The sequence below is a fragment of the Streptomyces sp. NPDC033174 genome (assembly GCF_055577795.1).
The window spans coordinates 416,871-437,435 of the sequence record NZ_JBVIPQ010000003.1 but is presented as its reverse complement, the minus strand read 5'-3'; the positions used below and the strand labels follow the sequence as shown (position 1 = coordinate 437,435).

At 72.8% G+C, this 20,565-nt stretch carries 21 protein-coding genes; 13 read left to right on the top strand and 8 right to left on the bottom strand.

The genetic code is table 11. The annotated features are described in order from the left end of the window. Nucleotides 1-66: 66 nt before the first annotated feature. The 6 genes from ACZ5VC_RS12150 (at nucleotide 67) to ACZ5VC_RS12125 (ending at nucleotide 8,395) form a co-directional block, all read left to right on the top strand. Nucleotides 67-1,224, top strand: a complete 1,158-nt coding sequence (locus ACZ5VC_RS12150; protein ID WP_469119958.1) for an acyl-CoA dehydrogenase family protein — start codon at nucleotides 67-69, stop codon at nucleotides 1,222-1,224. Beyond that, a complete protein-coding gene (locus ACZ5VC_RS12145; RefSeq protein ID WP_469119957.1) occupies nucleotides 1,224-2,852 on the top strand; it encodes a thiamine pyrophosphate-binding protein in 1,629 nt (542 codons plus the stop codon). The genes ACZ5VC_RS12150 and ACZ5VC_RS12145 overlap by 1 nt, the downstream gene beginning before the upstream one ends. Next, nucleotides 2,852-4,048, top strand: coding sequence for a Glu/Leu/Phe/Val dehydrogenase dimerization domain-containing protein (locus ACZ5VC_RS12140; protein ID WP_469119956.1), 1,197 nt, complete (start codon nucleotides 2,852-2,854; stop codon nucleotides 4,046-4,048). The genes ACZ5VC_RS12145 and ACZ5VC_RS12140 overlap by 1 nt, the downstream gene beginning before the upstream one ends. Further along, nucleotides 4,045-6,102: an acetate--CoA ligase family protein gene (locus tag ACZ5VC_RS12135; RefSeq protein ID WP_469119955.1), complete on the top strand. Its 2,058-nt coding sequence runs from the start codon at nucleotides 4,045-4,047 to the stop codon at nucleotides 6,100-6,102. Before ACZ5VC_RS12140 ends, ACZ5VC_RS12135 begins: the two co-directional genes overlap by 4 nt. After that, complete coding sequence (locus ACZ5VC_RS12130; protein ID WP_469119954.1) at nucleotides 6,099-6,887, top strand: glucose 1-dehydrogenase; 789 nt, start codon at nucleotides 6,099-6,101, stop codon at nucleotides 6,885-6,887. Before ACZ5VC_RS12135 ends, ACZ5VC_RS12130 begins: the two co-directional genes overlap by 4 nt. A gap of 269 nt (nucleotides 6,888-7,156) precedes the next feature. Beyond that, nucleotides 7,157-8,395 carry a glycosyltransferase gene (locus ACZ5VC_RS12125; protein ID WP_469119953.1) on the top strand — a complete coding sequence of 413 codons (1,239 nt, stop codon included), beginning with the start codon at nucleotides 7,157-7,159 and terminating at the stop codon, nucleotides 8,393-8,395. 74 nt (nucleotides 8,396-8,469) lie between these two features. On the opposite strand, the gene ACZ5VC_RS12120 is transcribed toward ACZ5VC_RS12125, so the two are convergent. Next, complete coding sequence (locus ACZ5VC_RS12120) at nucleotides 8,470-10,023, bottom strand: APC family permease (protein WP_469119952.1); 1,554 nt, start codon at nucleotides 10,021-10,023, stop codon at nucleotides 8,470-8,472. 161 nt (nucleotides 10,024-10,184) lie between these two features. Between ACZ5VC_RS12120 and ACZ5VC_RS12115 the strand changes: the two genes are divergently transcribed. After that, nucleotides 10,185-10,805, top strand: coding sequence for a TetR/AcrR family transcriptional regulator (locus tag ACZ5VC_RS12115; protein ID WP_469119951.1), 621 nt, complete (start codon nucleotides 10,185-10,187; stop codon nucleotides 10,803-10,805). Nucleotides 10,806-10,926: 121 nt separating this feature from the next. Here ACZ5VC_RS12115 and ACZ5VC_RS12110 read toward each other — a convergent pair whose 3' ends face one another. Continuing rightward, nucleotides 10,927-11,082: a hypothetical protein gene (locus ACZ5VC_RS12110; RefSeq protein ID WP_469119950.1), complete on the bottom strand. Its 156-nt coding sequence runs from the start codon at nucleotides 11,080-11,082 to the stop codon at nucleotides 10,927-10,929. A gap of 117 nt (nucleotides 11,083-11,199) precedes the next feature. After that, nucleotides 11,200-12,165 (bottom strand): LysR family transcriptional regulator, encoded by a 966-nt coding sequence (locus ACZ5VC_RS12105; RefSeq protein ID WP_469119949.1) that lies wholly within the window; start codon nucleotides 12,163-12,165, stop codon nucleotides 11,200-11,202. A 94-nt stretch (nucleotides 12,166-12,259) separates the two neighbouring features. On the opposite strand from ACZ5VC_RS12105, the gene ACZ5VC_RS12100 reads away from it, so the two are divergent. The 4 genes from ACZ5VC_RS12100 to ACZ5VC_RS12085 all read left to right on the top strand — a co-directional run bounded on the left by ACZ5VC_RS12100 (nucleotide 12,260) and on the right by ACZ5VC_RS12085 (nucleotide 14,771). Further along, nucleotides 12,260-12,955: a type 1 glutamine amidotransferase domain-containing protein gene (locus ACZ5VC_RS12100; RefSeq protein WP_469119948.1), complete on the top strand. Its 696-nt coding sequence runs from the start codon at nucleotides 12,260-12,262 to the stop codon at nucleotides 12,953-12,955. A gap of 174 nt (nucleotides 12,956-13,129) precedes the next feature. Beyond that, nucleotides 13,130-13,768, top strand: coding sequence for a nucleotidyltransferase family protein (locus tag ACZ5VC_RS12095; RefSeq protein ID WP_469119947.1), 639 nt, complete (start codon nucleotides 13,130-13,132; stop codon nucleotides 13,766-13,768). After that, a complete protein-coding gene (locus tag ACZ5VC_RS12090; protein WP_468707819.1) occupies nucleotides 13,765-14,025 on the top strand; it encodes a BON domain-containing protein in 261 nt (86 codons plus the stop codon). The genes ACZ5VC_RS12095 and ACZ5VC_RS12090 overlap by 4 nt, the downstream gene beginning before the upstream one ends. Beyond that, nucleotides 14,022-14,771, top strand: a complete 750-nt coding sequence (locus ACZ5VC_RS12085; protein WP_469119946.1) for a metallophosphoesterase family protein — start codon at nucleotides 14,022-14,024, stop codon at nucleotides 14,769-14,771. The genes ACZ5VC_RS12090 and ACZ5VC_RS12085 overlap by 4 nt, the downstream gene beginning before the upstream one ends. Before the next feature lie 47 nt (nucleotides 14,772-14,818). Here ACZ5VC_RS12085 and ACZ5VC_RS12080 read toward each other — a convergent pair whose 3' ends face one another. The 5 genes from ACZ5VC_RS12080 to ACZ5VC_RS12060 form a co-directional block, all read right to left on the bottom strand. Further along, entirely contained in the window at nucleotides 14,819-16,093 is a 1,275-nt protein-coding gene (locus ACZ5VC_RS12080) for a cytochrome P450 (RefSeq protein ID WP_469119945.1), read from the bottom strand. Nucleotides 16,094-16,212: 119 nt separating this feature from the next. Next, a complete protein-coding gene (locus ACZ5VC_RS12075) occupies nucleotides 16,213-16,875 on the bottom strand; it encodes an HAD family hydrolase (protein WP_469119944.1) in 663 nt (220 codons plus the stop codon). Nucleotides 16,876-16,932: 57 nt separating this feature from the next. Beyond that, nucleotides 16,933-17,643 (bottom strand): UdgX family uracil-DNA binding protein, encoded by a 711-nt coding sequence (locus tag ACZ5VC_RS12070; RefSeq protein ID WP_469119943.1) that lies wholly within the window; start codon nucleotides 17,641-17,643, stop codon nucleotides 16,933-16,935. A gap of 2 nt (nucleotides 17,644-17,645) precedes the next feature. After that, nucleotides 17,646-18,080: a rho GDP-dissociation inhibitor gene (locus ACZ5VC_RS12065; RefSeq protein ID WP_469119942.1), complete on the bottom strand. Its 435-nt coding sequence runs from the start codon at nucleotides 18,078-18,080 to the stop codon at nucleotides 17,646-17,648. A 44-nt stretch (nucleotides 18,081-18,124) separates the two neighbouring features. Continuing rightward, the gene (locus ACZ5VC_RS12060; RefSeq protein ID WP_469119941.1) at nucleotides 18,125-18,346 is read right to left on the bottom strand and encodes a DUF6381 family protein; all 222 of its coding nucleotides are present in this window, start codon (nucleotides 18,344-18,346) and stop codon (nucleotides 18,125-18,127) included. A gap of 157 nt (nucleotides 18,347-18,503) precedes the next feature. Between ACZ5VC_RS12060 and ACZ5VC_RS12055 the strand changes: the two genes are divergently transcribed. Further along, the gene (locus tag ACZ5VC_RS12055) at nucleotides 18,504-19,469 is read left to right on the top strand and encodes an LLM class F420-dependent oxidoreductase (protein ID WP_469119940.1); all 966 of its coding nucleotides are present in this window, start codon (nucleotides 18,504-18,506) and stop codon (nucleotides 19,467-19,469) included. A gap of 40 nt (nucleotides 19,470-19,509) precedes the next feature. Continuing rightward, complete coding sequence (locus ACZ5VC_RS12050) at nucleotides 19,510-20,547, top strand: NAD-dependent epimerase/dehydratase family protein (RefSeq protein ID WP_469119939.1); 1,038 nt, start codon at nucleotides 19,510-19,512, stop codon at nucleotides 20,545-20,547. The last annotated feature ends 18 nt before the right edge of the window (nucleotides 20,548-20,565 follow it).

Genomic DNA, 20,565 nt, shown 5'->3' with positions numbered 1-20,565 from the left:
CGCCGCGCCTCCAGATACTGACTGACGGTTCAGTTGATTGACGCCGTCGCCGTATCTGGAGGCACCATGTCCGACCTCCCCACCGAGCTGGTCCCGCTCGCCCCCGAGCAGCGCGACATCATCGAGCTCACCCGCGCCTTCGCACGCGACGAGATTCGCCCGCGAGCGCGCGCCGTGGACGAGGCCGACATCGAGACCCCCTGGGATCTGTGGCGCAAGGCGGCGCGGGTCGGCATCACCGGCTTCATGCTTCCCGAGGAGTACGGAGGCGGCGGCTTCACCGATGTCTTCACCCAGTGCCTGGTGCAGGAGGAGCTGTGCGTCGGTGACCTCGGCATCGGCAACCTCCTGTGCTCCAACGGCTTCTACGCCGACCCGCTGCTGGCGCTCGGCACCAAGGAGCAGCAGGAGGCCTGGCTCGCCCCGCTGACCGGTCCGGACACCCCGATGACCTCGCTCGCCACCACCGAGCCGGGCGCGGGCTCCGACGCCGCGTCCATCGTGACGACGGCGACCCGCACGGACGGCGGCTATCTGCTGAACGGCCAGAAGGCCTGGATCTCCAACGCGGGAGAGGCCGAGCAGTACGTCGTCTTCGCGAAGACGGATCCGGCGCTGCGCTCCCGGGGCGTGACGGCGTTCCTTTTCCGCAAGGGCGCGAGCGGGGTCACCTTCGGGGAACCGATGCGCAAGATGGGCCAGCGGGCGATCGTCTGCCGGGAGATCTTCTTCACCGACGCCTTCGTCCCGGAGGCCGATCGGCTCGGCGACGAGGGCCAGGGCTTCCACGGCCTCATGCGGACCTTCGACATCTCGCGCGCGGTGCTGGGCGCGGCGGCGACCGGGGTGGCCAGGGCCGCGTACGAGTACGCCCGCGACTACGCCAAGACCCGTCAGCAGTTCGGCAGGCCGATCGTCGAGCACCAGGCGGTGGCCTTCCGCCTGGCCGACATGCGCACCCGCGTCGAGCAGGCGCGGCTGATGACCTGGCGCGCGGCCAAGCGGCTCGACGCGGGCCTCGACGCGACGACCGAGGCGGCGATGGCCAAGCTGACGGCGTCGGAGACGGCGGCGTACTGCACCTGGGCGGCCGTGCAGACACTGGGCGGCTGGGGGTACTCACGGGAGTACCCGGTGGAGCAGTGGATGCGGGACGCGAAGCTGGAGGAGATCGAGGAAGGCACCTCGGACATCATGCGCCTCCTGATCTCGCGGAGCATGTGATGAGCCGGTCCGCGCGCACGGGAGCCGCGACGGGTGGCGAGGCGGTGGTCCGCGCCCTGGCGGCGCACGGCGTCACGACCGCCTTCGGCATTCCGGGTACGCACAATCTTGAGATCTACCGGCATCTGCGGCCTTACGGCATAGGTCATGTGACACCCCGTCATGAACAGGGCGCGGGGTACGCGGCCGACGCCTACGCACGGGTGAGCGGTCGTCCCGGAGTCGCCCTCACCACCACCGGGCCCGCCCTGCTGAACATCGCGGCGGCGGTGGGGCAGGCGTACTCGGACAGTGTGCCGATGCTGGTCGTCTCGCCCGGTATGCCGCTGCGGCATCCCCGGCTGTCCACCGGGCTGCTGCACGAGACGCGCGGTCAGACGGAGGCGATGCGCTCGGTCGCCGCGTTCAGTCACCGGGTGTCGTCGGTCGGGGAGATCGGTGAGGCGGTGGCCCGGGCGTTCACCCTGTTCCGTACGGGCCGGCCCCGCCCGGCGCACATCGAGGTGCCGCTCGACCTGCTGGAGGCCGCGGAACCGGTGGGCCCGGCGCGGCACGCCCCGTCCCCCGTCGTACCGGCGCCCCACCCCACCGATGTGCGGCGCGCCGCGGACGTCCTGCGCAGAGCGCGACGCCCCGCCCTTGTGCTCGGCGGGGGCGCCCGGGGAGCGGCCGCCGAATGCCTCGCCGTCGCCGAACTGGTGGGCGCGCCGGTGGTCACCACGGCGAACGGCAAGGGTGTGGTCGCGGAGACCCATCCGCTCTCCGTCGGGGTGTCGCTGCACAGCCCCGCCGTCCAGAAGTGGCTCGTGGACCGCGACGCCGTGCTCGCCGTCGGCACGGAACTGGCCGAGTCGGACCTGTGGGCGCCCCTGCCGGAGCTGAACGGCGCGCTGATACGGGTCGATGTGGACCCGGCGCAGATCTACGCGGGGCCGCGTCCCGCCGATGTGGGACTCGTGGGTGACGCGCGGGAAGCGCTCGGGGCGCTGTGGGGGCTGCTGGCGGCGCTCGGACCGGCCGCGGGGGGCGACGCCCCCGGAGCCGGGGAGGAGGCCGCCGCGCTGGTCGCCGCGCGGGACGCCGAGACCCGCGAACGGGACGCGCGCTGGATTCCGTATCTGCGGGTCATGCGGTCCCTGCTCGCCGAGGACGCCGTCATCACCTCGGACAGCGCCCAGTGCTGCTACTACGGCGCGCTTCCGCATCTGCCCGTCGGTCCGGGCGGCCGGTATCTGCACCCCACCGGCTTCGGCACACTCGGCTACGCCCTGCCCGCCGCGATCGGCGCCAAGGCCGCGTTCCCCGACCGGCAGGTCGTCGCGCTCAGCGGAGACGGCGGGCTGCAGTTCTCCGTGCAGGAGCTGGCGACGGCCGCGCAGCTGCGGCTGCCGCTGCCCGTCGTGGTCTTCGACAACGGCGGCTACGGCGAGATCCGCGACGAGATGACGGCACGCGGGGACGTCCCGGCCGCCGTGGACCTGGCGCCCGTCGACCTGCCCGGGCTCGCCCGCGCCTACGGCGGCGGCGGGGAGCGGGTGCGCTCCGCGAGGCAGTTCGGCGAGGCCTTCGCGCGGGCACTGGCCACCCCTGGCCCCACCCTCATCACCGTTCCCGAGGAGACCTCCTGATGACGACCACTTCTCCGCCGGCCACTCCCCTGGTCTCCCTCACCTGGACGGACCATGTCACCGGTCGCCAGGGGCACTTGGTGATCGACCGGCTCGTACGCGGCGTGGCCAGCGGCGGGCTGCGGATGCGCGAGGGGTGCACCCTCGACGAGGTCGCCGGGCTGGCGCGCGGCATGACGATGAAGGAGGCCCTGCACTACAGCCCCGACGCGCGGTACATCCCGCTCGGGGGAGCCAAGGGCGGTATCGACTGCGACCCCCGCGACCCCGGGGCGTACGGGCTCCTCGTCCGCTATCTGCGGGCGATGCGGCCGTACATCGAGCACTTCTGGACCACCGGGGAGGACCTGGGTCTCACCCAGGACGTCGTCGACCGGGCCGCCGCCGAGGCGGGTCTGGTCTCGTCGGTCCAGGCCGTCTATCGGCTCCTCGACGACGAGGCGGCCGCGCGCAGCCGGCTCGCCGACGCGTTCGCCGTCGACGTCGACGGCATCGGCCTCGACGAACTGGCCGGCGGCTGCGGAGTCGCCGAGTCCGTCCTCGCGGCACTGGACCGGGCCGGGGTGGCGTACCGGGGCACGCGGGTCTCCGTACAGGGCCTGGGCACCATGGGCGGCGCGACCGCCCGGTTCCTGGCTTCGGCCGGGCTGAAGGTGGTCGCCGTGGCCGACGTCAAGGGCACCGTCGCCAACCCGGACGGCCTGGACGTCGAGGCGCTGCTCGGCGCCCGCGACGCCTACGGCACGGTGGACCGGTCCGTCCTGCGCGAGGGCGACCGCGAACTGCCCGGCGACGCCTGGCTGTCCGCCGACGCCGACGTACTGGTGCCGGCGGCCGTTTCGTACGCGATCGACGCCGCCAACCAGGCTTCGGTGACGGCCCGTTGGATCGTCGAGGCCGCCAATATGCCGGTACTGGCCGAGGCGGAGGAGCTGCTGGCGGCGCGAGGGATCACCGTCCTGCCGGACGTCGTCGTCAACTCCGCGACCAACGCGTGGTGGTGGTGGACCCTCTTCGGGGACATCGGCGCCGACGCGGAGGAGGCGTTCGCGCACATCCGGCGGTCGATGCGGTCCCTCATCGACGAGATGCTCGCGCGCGCCGAGGCCGACGCGTCGACCCCCCGGGCGGCGGCGCACGCCCTCGTCGCCGACCGGCTGCCCGTGATCGCCGAGCGCTTCGGGTGGTACGGATGAGCCTGGACGCGCTGTTCGACCCGGCGTCGGTCGCTGTCGTCGGCGCGTCCGGCAATCCGGAGAAGTGGGGGTACTGGCTGGCCTCCGGCGCTCTCGCCGGGCGCCACCGCCGCACCGTGCACCTGGTCAACCGGCGCGGCGGGGAACTCGACGGCGTCCCGTTCCGTCCGAGTCTCGCCGCCCTGCCCGATGCCCCCGAGCACATCGTGGTCGCCGTCCCGCCCCCGCACGTCCGGCCCGTCGTCGCCGAAGGCCTCGCGGCCGGCGCCCGCTGCTTCACGGTCATCACCTCCGGAGGCGAGGGCGCCGGTGCCGAGCGCGAACTGGCCTCGCTGGTCACCGCGCACGGGGCCCGGCTGCTCGGCCCCAACTGCATGGGTGTCGTCGACACCACCACGCAACTGCGCCTGAGCTGGGGGGACTTCCCCGCCGGGTCGGTGGGGCTGGTGTCCCAGAGCGGCAATCTCGCGCTGGAGATCGGACGGCTGCTGTCGCGCGCGGGGCAGGGCTTCTCCCGCTTCGTCTCCCTGGGCAACCAGCGGGACATCGACGCGGTGGACGCCCTCGACGCGCTGGTCGCCCACGAGGCGACCCGCGTGATCGCCGCGTACGTCGAGGACTTCCGGGACGGGCGCCGGTTCGCGCGCACCCTCGCCGCGGCCCACGCGGCCGGCAAGCCGGTCCTGCTGCTCACGGTGGGCCGCGGCGAGGCCTCCGGCCGCGCGGCCGCCTCCCACACCGGTGCCCTGGTGAGCGCCCGGGCGGTGGTGGCGGCGATCTGCCGCGACGCGGGTGGGCTCCTCCTGGACACGGCGGGCGAACTGGTGGACACGGCCCTGTGCCTCCTGGCCCCCCGGGGCACCCCTTCGGTGTCCGGACCGTCGGGCGAGCGCCCCCTGCGGGTCGCCGTCGTCGGGGACAGCGGCGGGCAGGGGGCGCTCGCCGCCGACGCGCTGGCCGGGCGCGGGGTCGACGTGCCGGTGCTCGGGGAGGCGACGCGGGTGGCCCTCGGAGGCCAGTTGCCCGCCGGGGGCGGGTACGGCAACCCGGTCGACCTCGCCGGGGCAGGCGAGGCGGACCTCGGTACGTACGCCCGGATCGCGCGGACGATGCTCCTGTCCGGGGACACCGACGCCACCCTCCTCACCGGCTACTTCGGGGACTACGCGACCGCGCATCCGGCACAGGGGCCGCGTGAGTGCGAGGTGGCCCGCGAACTGGCGGACACCGCGCGGGAGTCCGGCCGCGTCCTTGTCGTGCACACCATGGCGAGGGACACTCCCGCGCTCGCGGTCCTGCGCGACCGGGGGATCCCCGTGTACGAGCGGATCGAGCAGGCGGCGGGCGCCCTGGCGGCGGCGGACGCCGTCCGAAGGGCCCGGCCGTCCGAGCCCGCCGCGTTGCCGCCCGCCGCCTCGCCCCGGCTCACCGACGGCGGCTACGAGACGGTTCGTGAGCTGCTGTTTTCGTACGGACTCGGCTTTCCCGCCGCCGCGTTCGTCACCACGGCGGACGAGGCCGTGGCGGCGGCCGGCCGCGTCGGGTACCCGCTCGTCCTCAAGGCGATGGGCCTGGCGCACAAGACGGAGGCGGGCGGGGTCGCACTGGGTCTCTCCGACGAGGCGGCTCTGCGGGCCGCGTTCGGCCGGATGAAGGGGTCGACCGGAGCCGCCCGCTACGCGGTGGAGGCGATGGCCACTCCCCCGTACGCCGTGGAACTCATCGCGGGCGTGCGGCGCGACCGGGCGTTCGGGCCCGTGGCCATGGTCGGCATCGGCGGGGTCACCGCCGAACTCCTCGCCGACACGGCCCTGTCCGCGGCCCCGCTCACCCCCGGGCGCGCGCACGACCTGTTGCTCTCCCTACGGCACGCGCCGCTGCTGACCGGATGGCGGGGCGCTCCCGGCGCCCATCTCGAAGCCGCTGCGGCCGCCCTGTGCGCCCTCGCCGGAGCCGCTGCCGAACACCCCGAGCTCGCCGAGCTCGAAGTCAACCCGCTGCTCGTCCACCCGGGTGGCGCCCTCGCCCTCGACGCCCATGGAGTCCTCATATGACCAAGCAGTTCACCGGTCGCACCTACATCGTGACGGGCGGGGGCAGCGGCATCGGCCGCGCCATCGCGCGGGCCCTGGGCGCGGAGGGCGCGCGGGTCGTCGTCGCGGGCCGTACGCCCGAGCGGCTGGACGAGACGGTCGTCCTCCTCCGGAGGGACGGCGCGCAGGCGCTCGCCGTACCGACGGACGTACGGGACCCTGAGGCCGTCGACGCCCTGGTGGCCGCCGCGGTGGACCGCTTCGGGCGGCTCGACGGGCTGGTCAACAACGCGGCGGGCAACTTCGTCGTCCCGGGTGTCGACCTCAGCCCGGGCGGCTGGCGCGCCGTCATCGACATCGTCCTCAATGGTTCGTACTACTGCACCAGGGCCGTGGCCCGGCAGCTGCGCGCCCAGGGCGCCGGCGGCTCGATCCTCTCCGTGATCGCCACCTACGCGTGGCACGGGCACCCCGGCACGGTCCACTCGGCGGCCGCCAAGGCGGGCGTGCTCGCCATGACGCGTACGCTCGCCGTCGAACTCGCGCCGCTGGGGATCCGGTTGAACTGCGTCGCCCCGGGCCCGACCGAGACGGAGGGCGCGGGCGCGGCGCTGTGGGCGACGGACGAAGCCCGCGCCGAGGTGCTGGCGACGGTGCCGGCGGGCCGGTTCGCCGACCCGGCGGAGATCGCCGACGCGTCGCTGTTCCTGCTCGGCGAGCGGGCCTCGTACCTGACCGGTGAATGCCTGACGGTCGACGGCGGCCAGTGGCTGGGGAAGCAGGTGTACGGCCGCACAACGGTGTGAGGCCGGCGATCGCGATCAGGGGTACGTACCGAGCAGGGCCCCGGTCCGGACGCCCAACGCCTCGCCGTGGAGAGGGTGTTCAACCACCCGCACTGGGTTCCGCCGCTTGCGCATCCACTGGGAGAGGCGCGACGACGATGAAGGGCGAGGTCGGCGCCTCCCCCCTGTCCATGATCAACTTATGGCCCACGGGGGGCTTGCGGCAAGATCCGGGTCGTGCCGCAGAATGACCGGCCTGAACCAGAACCTGGAATAACGGGAGCCGCGAAATGCGTGTGCTGTTGTCGACGTATGGGGCGCGCGGGAGCGTCGAACCGATGGTCGGACTCGCGGTGCGATTGCGGGAACTCGGCGCGGAGGTGCGCGTATGCGCGCCGCCGGACGAGGAGTTCGCGGAGCTGCTCGCCGGTGTCGGTGTGCCGCTGGTGCCGGTCGGTGAGCCGGTGCGACCGCTGGTGAAATCGGTGACGCCGGGGTCGGCAGCGGGCCTGGCGCAGCGTGCGGCCGACTTGATCGCCGCGCAGTTCGGCACCGTCGCCGCGACGGCCGAGGGATGTGACGCGCTGGTGGCGACCGGCCCGTTGCCGGTCACGGCCGGAGGACGCTCGGTGGCCGAGAAGCTGGGCATCCGCTTCGTGCACGTGAGCCATCAGCCGATCAGCCTGCCGTCGCCGCACCAGCCGCCGCCCGCGCGGCGGGGCCGGCCCTTGCCCCCGGGGGTGACCGACAACCGGGAGCTGTGGGACGTGGACGCCCGGAACGCGAACGAGATGTTCGGCGAGCTGCTCAACACCCAGCGGGCGTCGATCGGCCTGCCGCCGGTGGACAACGTCCGCGACTACGCCTTCACCGACCAGCCGTGGCTGGCGACGGACCCGTCCCTGAGCCCGTGGCAGCCGACGGACCTCGACGTCGTGCAGACCGGCGCGTGGTTCCGGCCGGACGAACGCCCGCTCGCGCCCGAGCTGGTGGCGTTCCTGGACGCCGGCACACCGCCGGTGTACGTGGGCTTCGGCAGCATGCCCATGACGGCCTCGAAGGACGTGGCCCGGGTGGCCGTCGAGGCGATCCGCACGCAGGGCCACCGTGCGATCGTCTCCCGCGGCTGGGCCGACTTGGACCTGATCGACGACCGGGACGACTGCTTCTCTGTCGGCGAGGCCAACCACCAGGCACTGTTCTCCCGGGTGGCTGCCGTCGTGCACCACGGCAGCGCGGGCACCACGACGACGGCCGCCCGGGCCGGTGCGCCCCAAGTGGTGCTCCCCCAGGGGGCGGACCAGCCCTACTGGGCCGGCCGGGTAACCGACCTGGGCATCGGTGTGGCACACGACGGTCCGACCGCGACCACCGAGTCCCTGTCGATCGCGCTCAAGACGGCCCTGACCCCCGAGACCCGCGTCCGCGCGCAGGCCGTGGCCGGCACGATCCGCACCGACGGGACGACCGTGGCCGCGACAAGGCTGCTCGGCTCGGCCGGCCGGGAGAGGCCGCCCATGTCCGTGTGAAGCACGCGGAATCCCCCGGCGCGAAGGGGAAGGGGGAGGCGGCCTCGGCCGCCTCCCCCTTCCCCTTCGCGTGCCTACCCCTTGGCGCGGCGCGTCTTGGTCCCGAGGCCGTAGAAGACCAGCCCGATGACCAGGAACAGCGCCAGTGGTACGACCTGGCTCAGTGTGTACGCGAGGCGCTGGCCGGCGAAGGACTCGGGGAGGGAGTCGGCCGCCGATCCCCCGGTGCCGAACCAGCCGACGCCGAAGCCCGGCCAGATGAGGACGACCACGGTGAACGCGACCAGCCCGGTGGCGAGGACGGTGACCGTCCAAGCGCCCGCGCGGCCGCCGGGGACGGCGTACGGGCGCGGCGCGTCGGGGTACTTGCGGCGCAGGACCACCAGGCTCGGAAAGGTGATCACGTACGAGATGAAGGTCGTGCAGATCGTCAGGCCGAGCCCCGCGGCGAAGTACTTCTCCCCGTCACCCCCGGTCAGGTTGAGCGCGACGACGAAGAGGAGGGACGCGAGCACCGCCGAGAGCACATTGACGCGGACCGGCGTGCCGTGCTTCTCCGAGATGGCGCCGAGCCAGGTGGGTCCCGCGCCGTCCGCGCAGGCCACCGCCTGGGCACGGTGGGCTCCCATGGCCCAGGTGACCCCTGACGTCAGCAGCCCGACGATCAGACCGGCCGCGGCGACGCCGCCGAAGACGGTGCCCGCCCCGCTGAGGGTGACGGTGCCGTCTGCGGCGACATGGCCTCCGTAGACGGTGAACACGGCCTTGCAGGCGTCGATGAACCCGCCGAGGCTGCCGATCCTGTCGGCGGGGAGGACGAAGAGGATGCCGAGGATGGGGCCGCCGTACAGGACGAGCGAGGCGAGGCCCGAGCGGAGGATGGCGAGGGGGATGTCGCGGCGGGGGTTGGTCATCTCCTCGGCGGCCGAGCTCGGCAGTTCGAAGCCGACGTAGTTGAAGATCAGTACGGGTACGAGGGCGATGAACCCGGCATAGGTGGGGGCGAACTCGCCGGCCGGGAGGGCGTGGACCCCGTGCCGGACGGCGAACAGGACGACGGAGACGAGGAAGAAGCCGAGCAGCACGATCCTGGCGACGGCCCCGGCTGTGGGGACCCACTTGCCGACCCTGACGGACTGGACGACGGCGAGCGCGCCGCCCCAGATGAAGACGAGACCGGCGGCGTACTTCCACAGGCCCGGCAGCGGCGTGAAGAACTGTTCCCAGGTCGTGAGGGCGATGATGCACAGACTGCCGCCGACCCAGACGGGATTGGATATCCAGTAGAGGATCTGGTTGATTCCGGCCGTGAGCCGGCCGAAGGCCAGCCTGGTCCAGGCGTAGGGGCCGCCCTGCACGGGGAAGGCGGAGCCCAGCTCGGCGACGAGCAGCCCGTACGGCAGGAAGAAGGCGAGCGCGAGGATCGCCATCCAGGTGAGGCCCTGGGGGCCGTGCGCGGCGACCGAGCCGATGGTGTCGAGGCCGACCAGGGTGCAGATGAGGAAGAACAGCACATCGAGGCGGCGCAGGTCCTTGCGGAGCCGGGTGCGCTGTTCGCCCCATCCATTGGACAGATCGGGGGTCCGTCGGGCGGTCTGGGCGGCCTGATCGGGCGGTGCTTGGGTCACGGCGGACTCCTACGGCGGCACGGGGTGACGACACGGGGACGTACGGACGCAGCGCTGGAACTGACTGAATGGCCAGTCAGTAGAGCGACTGTGGCCCGGGCCACAGGACAGTGTCAAGAGTTCGGCGACCGCCCGTTGGGAGCCCTGTGTAGGGTGACGGCGTGGCAAGAGTCCGGTTGAGCGTGGAGGAACGGCGCGAGGACATGCTGCGCGCCGCAGTCGAACAGATCGAGGCGCGTGGGGTGACGGCCGTGCGTATCGCCGATGTCGCGTCCGCCCTCGGCGTGAGCAACGCGCTGGTGCTCTACCACTTCTCGTCCAAGGAGAAGCTCGTCGCGGCGGCCTTCGCCCATGCCGCCGAGAGCGACCTGGCCCATCTGCGCAAACTGCTCGGCCGCCGCACCACCGCGGTGCGGCGGCTGCACGCCGCGGTGCGCTGGTACGCCCCCACCGGTCAGGCCAAGGGCTGGCGCCTGTGGATCGAGGGCTGGGCGGCGGCGCTGCGGGAACCGGGACTGCGTGAAGTGACCCGGGAGTTGGACCAGCAGTGGAAGGCGGCGCTGACCGGCGTCATCGCGGAGGGCGCGGCGACGGGCGAGTTCCGGTGCGAGGATCCGGCCGCGGCGGCCTGGCGGCTCACCGCCCTGCTCGACGGACTGGCCGTACAGATGACCTCTTACGCCGGCGGTCTCACCCGGGCGCGGATGCTCGAGTGGACGGACGACGCGCTCGCGCGGGAGCTGGGCTTCGACCGCGCGGCACTGACGGCTCCCTCTCGCTGAGCGGGCCCGGTCCGAGGCCGCTTTCGGGCCCCGGCCGGGGCCGGGGTGTCAGCCCGTCACCGCGGGTCGCGTCGCGGAGGGGCAGCGGTCGCGGCGCGGTCCGGGGCAACCGGGTCGCGGATCAGTCCGGGGGTTCGGGCTCCGGACGGTCCCCGGGCTCGGGGTCCGGCGCCGGCGCCGGGTCCGTGGCGGGCTCCGGGGGCCGCGGCTCGTGCGGGACGGGGTCCGGCCGGGTGGGCACGGGCCCGGGGCCTTCGGGTGTCGGCTCGGTGGTCATCGCCTTCGCCTCCTTTCGTGGGCGCTCCGTCTGCCTGACTGTGTGGCGCGTCTGCCCGAAGGGCACCGGTTCACGCCTCTTCACCCGAGTCTTCGCCTCCCTGCGCCGGGGGGCGGTTCACCAGCCGCGTGCGGCCCGCAGCAGCCGGTCCCGTACGACGGCGAAGTGAGGATTGGCCGACGCTCCGGGGCGCTGGACGAGATAGCCGGTGTTGATCGGCGGGTCCTCGGGGTCGTGGAGGAGCACCAGCGCCCCCGACGCGAGGCCGTCGAGGCACAGATAGCGGGGCAGCACGGTGAAACCGCTGCCCGCCGTGACCAGGGACAGCACTCCCCGCAGGTCCGGGACGGTGACGGCGGCCTCGCCGCCGAGGCGGCGGCCGAAGACGTGCCGCCAGTAGCGCCGGGCGATGGGCAGGTCCTCGGCATAGCTGACGAGAGGCACGCCGTGCAGGGCCGCGGGACCGTCGGCGGCGACCCGCTCCGGTCCGCCGATCCGTTCGGCGACGGCGGGGGAAGCGACCAGGACGAACTCCTCGTCGGTCAGCGGGACGGCGGCCAGGGCCCGGCCGCGCGGCCGGTTCGTGGCGATGACCAGGTCGTGCCGGCCCGCGCGGAGCTCGTCGAGGAGCGGCTCGGTGAGGCCGGTGGTGACGCGCAGGCGCACGCCCGAGGCGACCAGGGGGGCGAGGGCCGGCAGCGCGCGTACGCAGAGCAGCTCGGCGGGGCCGGCCAGGTGGACGGGGTCGGCCGGACCGCCCTCTCCGGGTCCGGACGGGCCCACGACGGCGGCCAGGGCGTCGAGGGGCGCGGCGATCCTGGAGGCGAGTTCGTCCGCGTACGGCGAGGGGGCCACGCCGCGCGGCAGGCGCTCGAACAGCTCGCGCCCGAGCTGCCGCTCCAGGGCACGGATCTGGGTGGTGACGGTGGGCTGCGACAGGCCCAGCAGCCGCGCCCCGGCGGTGAAGGACCCGGACCGGTGAACGGCGAGGAACGTGCGCAGCAGCTGGAGATCCGGCGGGCCGGCGGCGGCCTGACCCGGTCGGCCTATTCCCGTCGACCCATTGGGATCCCTATCGGTCATAGTGGCGATCCTATTGGATTCTCCTGGGCAACCCGTCCTACGGTCGAGGACATCGCCAAGCCGATGACCGCCCACACCCCCGGAGAGATGTGACATGGCAAGGATCCTTTTCGTTGTGACCGGCGCCGACCACTGGACGCTGGCCGACGGCACGAAGCACCCCACCGGCTTCTGGGCCGAGGAGGTCGTCGCGCCGTACGAGGTCTTCAAGGCGGCGGACCACGAGGTCGTCGTGGCGACACCCGGCGGTGTCGTACCGACCGTGGACACGGCGAGCCTGGCGCCCGAGGCCAACGGCGGGCAGGAGGCGGCCGACCGGATCGGGGCCGCCCTCGCCTCGATCGACGAGCTCCGCAAGCCTCTCGTCCTGGAGAACGTCCACCTCGACTCCTGCGACGCCGTCTTCTACCCGGGCGGCCACGGCCCGATGGAGGATCTGGCCGTGCACGCCGAGTCGGGGCGCCTGCTCTCCCGGGCCCTGCGGTCCGGCAAGCCGCTCGGCGTGGTCTGCCACGCTCCCGCCGCCCTGCTGGCCGCGCGGGAGGAGGACGGAACGTCGCCGTTCGCCGGGTACCGGCTCACCGGCTTCAGCAACGCGGAGGAGACCCTGGCCGGTCTCGCCGGGAAGGCGAAGTGGCTGCTCCAGGACCGCCTGGTGGAGATGGGCGCCGACTACCAGGAGGGCGAGCCGTGGGCCCCGAAGGTGGTCGTCGACCGCAACCTGATCACCGGCCAGAACCCCGCCTCCTCGGCGCCGCTCGCCCAGGAGCTCCTGAAGAGGCTGGCCTGATCGAGCGCCGGGGGCGGCCCGGGAGCCCCTCCCCGGGCCGCCCGCCCACCGCCGCGTCCGCCACGCGGCACGCCCAGGCATGACAGGGCCGCGACGGGCAAGACGCACAGCCAGGACGGCGGCCGTCCAGGCAAGATTGGGATCATTTCAGATGAAATGGGTACCAGAAGCTCTGTGAATAACCGGACCGACGAGGTGGCCCGGGATCGCGGGCGCGGTGTGGCGCTGCCGGACGATCCACTGCCGGTGGACCACACCCAGGCCATCCTCGAGACGACGAAGCATGTGGCGGCTCTCCTGAAGGAGGCCGAGTGCCCGTTCGCGCTGGCGGGAAGTGTGGCCGCGCACGCGTACGGGGTGCCCGCGCACCTTCAGCACGACACCGACTTCTACATCAGACGTGAGGACGCCGAGGCGGTCGCCGGCGTCCTCAAGCAGGCCGGGCTGGACATTCGCCAGCCGCCCGAGGACTGGCTCTTCAAGGCCCGGTGCGGCGGCGAGGAGATCGACCTGATCTTCGAGCCCGCGCAGGGGCCCGTCACCTCGGACATGCTCGGGCGGGCGCACACCCTGCCCGTCGACTCGGTCCACATGCCCGTTCTGGCGCCCGACGACCTCATGTGCGGGCTGCTCTCCTCCCTCTCCGAACACCACTGCGACTTCGGCGCCCTGCTCCCGGTGGCGCGCACGCTGCGGGAGCGGATCGACTGGGACGCGCTCAGGCACATGTACGAGAACAAGCCCATGCCCGACGCGTTCATCTATCTGCTCGAACGCCTCGGAGTCATCGAACGCCGTGAGGAGAAGCCGTGACCGGAGCGGAAAGCCCGGAGTACCGCATCGCCCATCTGGAGGACAAGCTCGCCCGCGGCGACATCGCCGAGATGGGGATCCGGATCGAGGTGCACGGCGACGCGGTGCTGCTCTCCGGCACGGTGTCCACGGCGCAGCGCCGGGACGAGATCCTGGCGCTCGCGAGGGCCGAGCTCGACGGCCTGCGTGTCCTGTCCGACCTGCTGGTCGTCCACTACAGCCCTCCGGGGCACGAGCAGCCGGAGGGAGCGGCATGATCCGCGTCGCCGCGGTCGGGGACATTCATCTCGGTGAGAACGACGGAGGCCTGCTCAGGCCCGCGTTCGACACCCTGGCGGAGTGCGCCGACCTGCTGCTGCTCGCCGGTGACCTCACCCGCCACGGAACGGTCGAGGAGGCCCGGGTCGTCGCCGCCGAGGTGGCCGACCTGCCCGTGCCGGTGGTCGCCGTGCTGGGCAACCACGACTACCACAGCGGCCAGGAGGCCTCCATCACGGCCGTACTGTCCGATGCCGGGACGACGGTCCTGGAGGGCGAGGGCGTACGGCTCGACATCGGCGGAGTCCGGGTCGGCATCGCCGGCACCAAGGGGTTCGGCGGCGGGTTCGCCGGGCGCTCGGGGGGCGAGTTCGGCGAGGAGGAGATGAAGTCGTTCGTCCGCTACTCGCGGCGCTGCGCCGAAGGGCTGCGCAAGGCCCTGGAGGGCCTGGCCGACGACGGCTGCACCGTGCGGATCGCCCTCACCCATTTCGCACCGGTGCCGGACACGCTGGCCGGTGAGCCGCTGGAGATCTATCCGTTCCTCGGCAGTTACCTGCTCGCGGAGGCCGTGGACACGGCGGGAGCCGATCTGATCGTGCACGGCCACGCCCATATGGGGGCCGAGCACGGCATGACCGTCGGTGGTGTGCGCGTCCGCAACGTCGCCCAGCCCGTGATCGACCGCGCCTTCGCGGTGTACCGGGTTCCCATGGACGGGCAGGGCCCGGCCGGGGGCGAGTGAGCCCCCGGCCGGTCGCGGCCGGCCTGCCGCGGCGGGCGGCGGGTCCGTCAGAGCACCAGCCGGAAGCCGCTGCGCGGGCGGGCCGGAATCCGCCGCAGCGAGATCCGCAGGTCCTGCTGCGGAACGGTGAAGTCCAGCTGGGCCAGTTCCGTCGCCAGCGCGGCGAGCACGGCGACGGTGATGTCCTCGCCGGGGCAGCGGTGGCCGGTGTGGGCGTCACCGCCGCCCTGCGGGATCAGTTCGTCGCGGGAGGGCGCACTGCCGACGAAGCGGCCCGGATCGAAACGGTAGGGAGCCGGCCACAGGTCCGGGTCGTGGTTCTGGCCGTAGACGTCCAGCAGCACCACGGCGCCGGCCGGAATGGTCGCGCCGTCCCACTCGAGTTCACCGGCGGCGAGGCCGCCGACGAACGGAGTGAACGGATAGAACCGGCGCACCTCGTGGGCGAACGCCTCCGCGTAGGTGGAGTCGCCCTCGCGGAGCCGCTCGCGGTGTTCGGGCCAGCGGTGCATGGCGTGGGCGGCGAAGGCCGTGAACCAGGCGATGGCGACGGTGGGCCGGACGACGTTGAGCAGCTCCACGGCGGCCGTATGGGCATCGAGCAGCGCGCCGTCCGCCTCGCGGTGCCAGGTCACCGCCTCCATCACCGGCCCCGAGGCGGTCTCGTCGTCCGGCAGGCCGTGCCCCGTCGCCGCGCCGGCCAGGCCCGTCGGGCCGGAGGGCCCGGTCGCCCCGTGGGCGGCGCGCTCGTCCTCGACCAGGCGCCGCAGCGTCTCCTCCTGACGGGTCCGCGCCCGCCGGGCCCGCAGGTGGCGGGGCCCGGGGGTGGCGAATCCGTCGACCATGGCCACCGCGTCCTCGGCCATGCGCCGTGTCTGCGCGTCGGAGAGCGGAATGCCCGCCCAGGCGCAGACCGCACGGGACAGGACGAGCGCCGCCTCGTCGAAGAGGACGATCTCCCTGCCCTGCCGTCCCGTCAGGTGGTGCTTCCATTCCGCCCGTACGCGCTCCACCAGCGCGGCGACGCCGTCGGCGTCGGTGAGCCGCGACATGAACATCGCCTTGCGCGCCCGGTGGGCCTCACCGTCCAGGGTGTGCACCGCTCCCCTGCCGAAGAGGGTGTCCAGCACCGGGCCGGGGAGCGCTCCGGCGCGCCGCACATGCTGCTCGTCGTAGAAGAACCCGACTGCCTCCGGCCCGTGGAGCGCAATCACGGGCTTTCCCAGCAGCCGGGTCCGCACGGGGGCACCTTCGCTGCGGCGGCGCAGGTCCGGAAGCCAGGCGTAGCCGTTGATCAGCAGGGACGCGGTACTGTCGCGCATATATGAGGGCATATGCCCCCGATACCCCTTTCACTCCTGGGCACACTCGGGTTCCCCCGGCTGCCACGACACGACCGTCGGATGGCCCAACGGCCCCGGTGTCCGGGGGCCCCGCTCCCCTACCGGCCGCCCAGGGGGCTCTTGTCGAGGTGCTCCAGCAGATCGGCCGGATCGCCGAACACGACCGACGCGCCGGCCTCTTCCAGGTCGGCGCGGGGGATGCCCCCGCAGAGCAGCCCGATACAGCGGACGCCGGCCCTGGTCGCCGCCTTCATGTCCCACACGGTGTCGCCGACGAACACGGCGTCCGCCGCGGCCACCCCCACCTGTTCGAGGGCCCGTTCCACGGGCTCGGGGGCGGGCTTGCCCTCCTCCACGTCGTCGGCGCTGCCGGCGGCGGTGATGGCGTCGTCCGCGTCGATGGCCTTGCGCAGAGCGGCGAGTTCGGCGCCTCCCGCCGAGGTGACGAGCACGACCTTCCATCCGCTGCCCGCCAGGGTCTCCAGCAGCTTTCCGGCGGAGTCCAGGGCACAGAGCCGCTCGAAGTACTGGGCGTAGAGGGTCTTGTGCGCGGCACTGAGGGAAGCGTCGTGGCCCTTGTCCCGGTCCTCGCCGAGAAGATGCGCGATCAGATCCTCACTGGGACGCCCCACGGCACGGTGGATGGCATGAGTCGCGACCTGGTGTCCGGCCTGCCGGAACGCCTCCCACCAGCACATCACGTGCAGATGGTTGGTGTCGACGAGCGTTCCGTCGACGTCGAACAGAGCTGCTCGGCTCATGGCTCCACCTCGTTCTCCCCCGGAGTCCCGGTCGGTTCGTCGTCAGTCGGTTCGTCGTCAATCGGCGGCTCTTTTCGCACGGTCCCCGTCCAGGGCCCGTGCGGCCACCTTGAGATCGGCCACGAGCCCCGCGTACGCCGCTTCCCGGTCCTTGGAGCGCAGGACCGCCGAGGGGTGGAGGGTGGCCAGTACCTGCTGGTAGGGCTCCCCATCGGGCAACGGGAGCAGCGCGCCGCGCTCCTTGCTCACCTGGAACGACGGACCCAGCAGGGCCTTGCCCGCGGTCGCGCCCAGAGCCACCACCAGTTCGGGGCCGACCAGCCGCAGCTCCGCCTCCAGCCACGGATGACAGGCCGTCATCTCCCGGAGGCTCGGGGCCTTGTGAATGCGGCGCTTGCCCCGTTCCGCCACGGTGAACTTGAAATGCTTCACCGCGTTCGTCAGATACGCCGTCTCCTCGTCGATGCCGGCCTCGTGCAGCGCCTTGCGCAGCAGTCGTCCGGCGGGCCCGACGAACGGCTCGCCCTGGACGTCCTCCTGGTCCCCCGGCTGCTCCCCGACCAGGACGACCCTTGCCCGTGGGTCACCCGCGCCGAAGACTGTCCGGGTGGCGTCCTCGAAGAGGGGGCACCCCCGGCAGTCGGCGGCGGCACGGCGGTACGCGGGAAGCCCTCCGCGCGAGGGCAGGTACGGTCGCGCGTCGTACGCCTCGCCGTGCTCGCTCTCCCCGCTGCGCGGGCTTTCCGTCCGTTCGGCCGTGCGGTTCATCGTCACCAGTCCTTGGTGATCCTGAAGTAGTGGGTCTCGTCGCCGAGGATCGTGCCGTGCGCGTCGAAGAACGTCCCGGTCACCGTGTACGTGTCCCGGGCCAGATGGCCCGTAGGCAGCCGTTCGGGCGGCAGGACGACGCTGTACGGGCCGCCGGGGCGGTAACTCCCCAGTACGGTCTCCGAGGTCCCGACCACCACACCCTGCCGCTTTCTCACATCCACGAATCTGAGGCCCTCGACGGCCCTCCGCAGCCGGAAACTGAGTTCGATACGGATCTCCGCGCCTTCCTTCATGTCGAACGGCGCCGTGTGGGGCGCGGGCAGCGGGACGGGGACGTCGGCATGGCCCTCGGCGTGCAGGATCACGCTGATGAGCGTGAAGCCGAGGGTGGCGTCACCGGGATCCGTGAGGGGTGTTGCCTTGATCGCGTTCATCGTACGAACCGGCTTCCGACCGTGGACCGCGTCGCCTGGCGCGGCTACCCGGGGTAGTCCTCGTGCTGGTCTCCCCGCTCCGTCTCGGGTTCCTCCCGCAGGGCCCGTTCGCTCTGCTCCTTTAGCTGCTCGCCCTTGGCGCGGAGCCGTTCGGACTCCGCCGGATCCGTGGAGAGCCGGGCCCGGTGCAGCAGGTGCTCGGACTTGTCCCGCTGATGCTCCGCCCGCGCGCGATCGCCGTCGCGTGCGCTGTACTGGTCGCTCACAGTGGCCTCCCGTCGGTCCCCGGGCGCCTGCTCCCGCACGTCGTCGCGCGCGGGAGCGCCCCGGCCACTGGTGCGGCTGCCCCGGCCGAACGGGTGGAAACACGGCAGGCGATCATGCCTCATGTTTCGCGGCCCGTGCAGCGGCAACGCGCGGGTCATGGTGCACATCGGATACACAATGATGACCGAGCAGGCAGCCCCTCGTGAGCTCGTCGAGCACGTGGTGCGGGCGGAGGACGCCGGCTTCGACTTCTCGGTGACGTCCGACCACTACTTTCCGTGGCTGGAGTCGCAGGGGCACGCCCCGTACGCCTGGAGCGTCCTCGGCGCCGCCGCGCAGGCCACCTCGCGGATCCCGCTGATGACGTACGTGACCTGTCCGACGGTCCGCTACCACCCCGCGGTCGTCGCCCAGAAGGCCGCGACGATGCAGCTCCTGTCCGAGGGACGCTTCCGGCTCGGCCTCGGCTCCGGCGAGAACCTCAACGAGCACGTCGTGGGGGCCGGCTGGCCCGCCGCTCACGTCCGGCTGGACATGCTGGAAGAGGCGGTCGAGATCATCCGGGCGCTCTTCGACGGCGGCGACGTGAGCCATCACGGCACCTATTTCGACGTCGAGAACGCGAAGCTCTGGGATCTCCCCGACGCGCCGCCGCCGATCGGTGTCGCGGTCTCCGGGGACCGGTCCTGCGAGCTCGCCGGCAAGCTGGCCGACCTGGTCATCGCCACGGAGCCGAAGAGCGAGCTGCTGGACGCCTTCAACCGGCACGGCGGAACGGGCAAGCCCCGCGTCGGCCAGCTGCCCGTCTGCTACGACACCGACAAGGACGCGGCCGTCGCGCGTGCCCACGACCAGTTCCGCTGGTTCGGGGGCGGCTGGAAGGTGAACGCGGAGCTGCCGGGACCGGCCGGATTCGCCGGAGCCACGCAGTTCGTACGGCCCGAGGACGTCGCGGAGGCCATCCCCTGCGGCTCCGACGTGGACGCCTTCGTCGACGCCGTGCGGCCCTTCGTGGACGCCGGCTTCTCGGAGGTCGCCCTGGTCCAGATCGGCGGCGACCAGCAGCAGCCCTTCATCGACTGGGCCGAGAAGAGCCTGCTGCCCGCTCTGCGCGAACTCTGAATCCAGCCCGACCGAGCCCGGCACCCACAGGGAGCACTTCATGGCCGCGGACCAGGAACTTCGGGTGGTCGTCACCGGCGCCACCGGAAACGTCGGCACGAGCGTCGTCAGGGCGCTCGGCGAGGAGCCGGGGATCGGCTCGATCCTGGGCATCGCCCGCAGGCGTCCCGATCTCGTCCTGCCCCGGACCACCTGGGAGGAGGTCGATCTCGCGGCGCAATCCGCCCGTGACCGCCTGCTGGAGTGCTTCCGCGGGGCGGATGCCGTCGTGCATCTCGCGTGGCGGTTCCAGCCGACCCACGATCCCGCCGTCACCTGGGAGACGAACGTGCTCGGGTCGCTGCGGGTCTTCGACGCGGCCGCTACGGCGGGGGTACCCGCCCTGGTGCACGCCTCGTCCGTCGGCGCGTACTCCCCCGGGCCCAAGACGGAGCCCGGCGTGGACGAGTCGTGGCCGACCAACGGCTGGCCGGCGGCGGCGTACTGCCGCGAGAAGGCCTATCTGGAGCGGGTACTGGACACCTACGAGCGCGACCATCCCGGGATCCGGGTGGTGCGGATGCGGCCCGGTTTCCTCTTCAAGGAGGAGTCCGCGAGCGAGCAGCGCCGGATCTTCGCCGGACGGTTCTTCCCCGGCGCCCTGCTGCGGCCCGGCCTGCTGCCGGTCGTACCCGATCTCGAAGGGCTGCGCTTCCAGGCGCTGCACACCGACGACGCGGCCCGGGCCTATGTGATGGCCGTACTGAGCGATGTGCGCGGCGCGTTCAACCTCGCCGCCGACCCCGTGATCGACGCGGAGCAGCTCGCCGAACTCCTCGACGCCCGGGTCGTACGGGTGCCTCGGAGCGCCGTGCACGGCGCGCTGGCGGCGGCCTGGCACCTGCGGGTGGCACCGGCCTCGCCGGATCTGTTCGACGCGGTGCTGCGACTGCCGATCCTCGACGCCGGCCGTGCTCACCGCGAACTCGGCTGGCGGCCGGAGAAGACGTCCCGCGATGCGCTCTCCGCGTTCCTCACCGGGGTCCGCGAGGGCAGCGGGGACCGGACCGCGCCGCTGGCCGGCCACCGGGTCGGCTGAGCCGCTGCGCAAGGACCC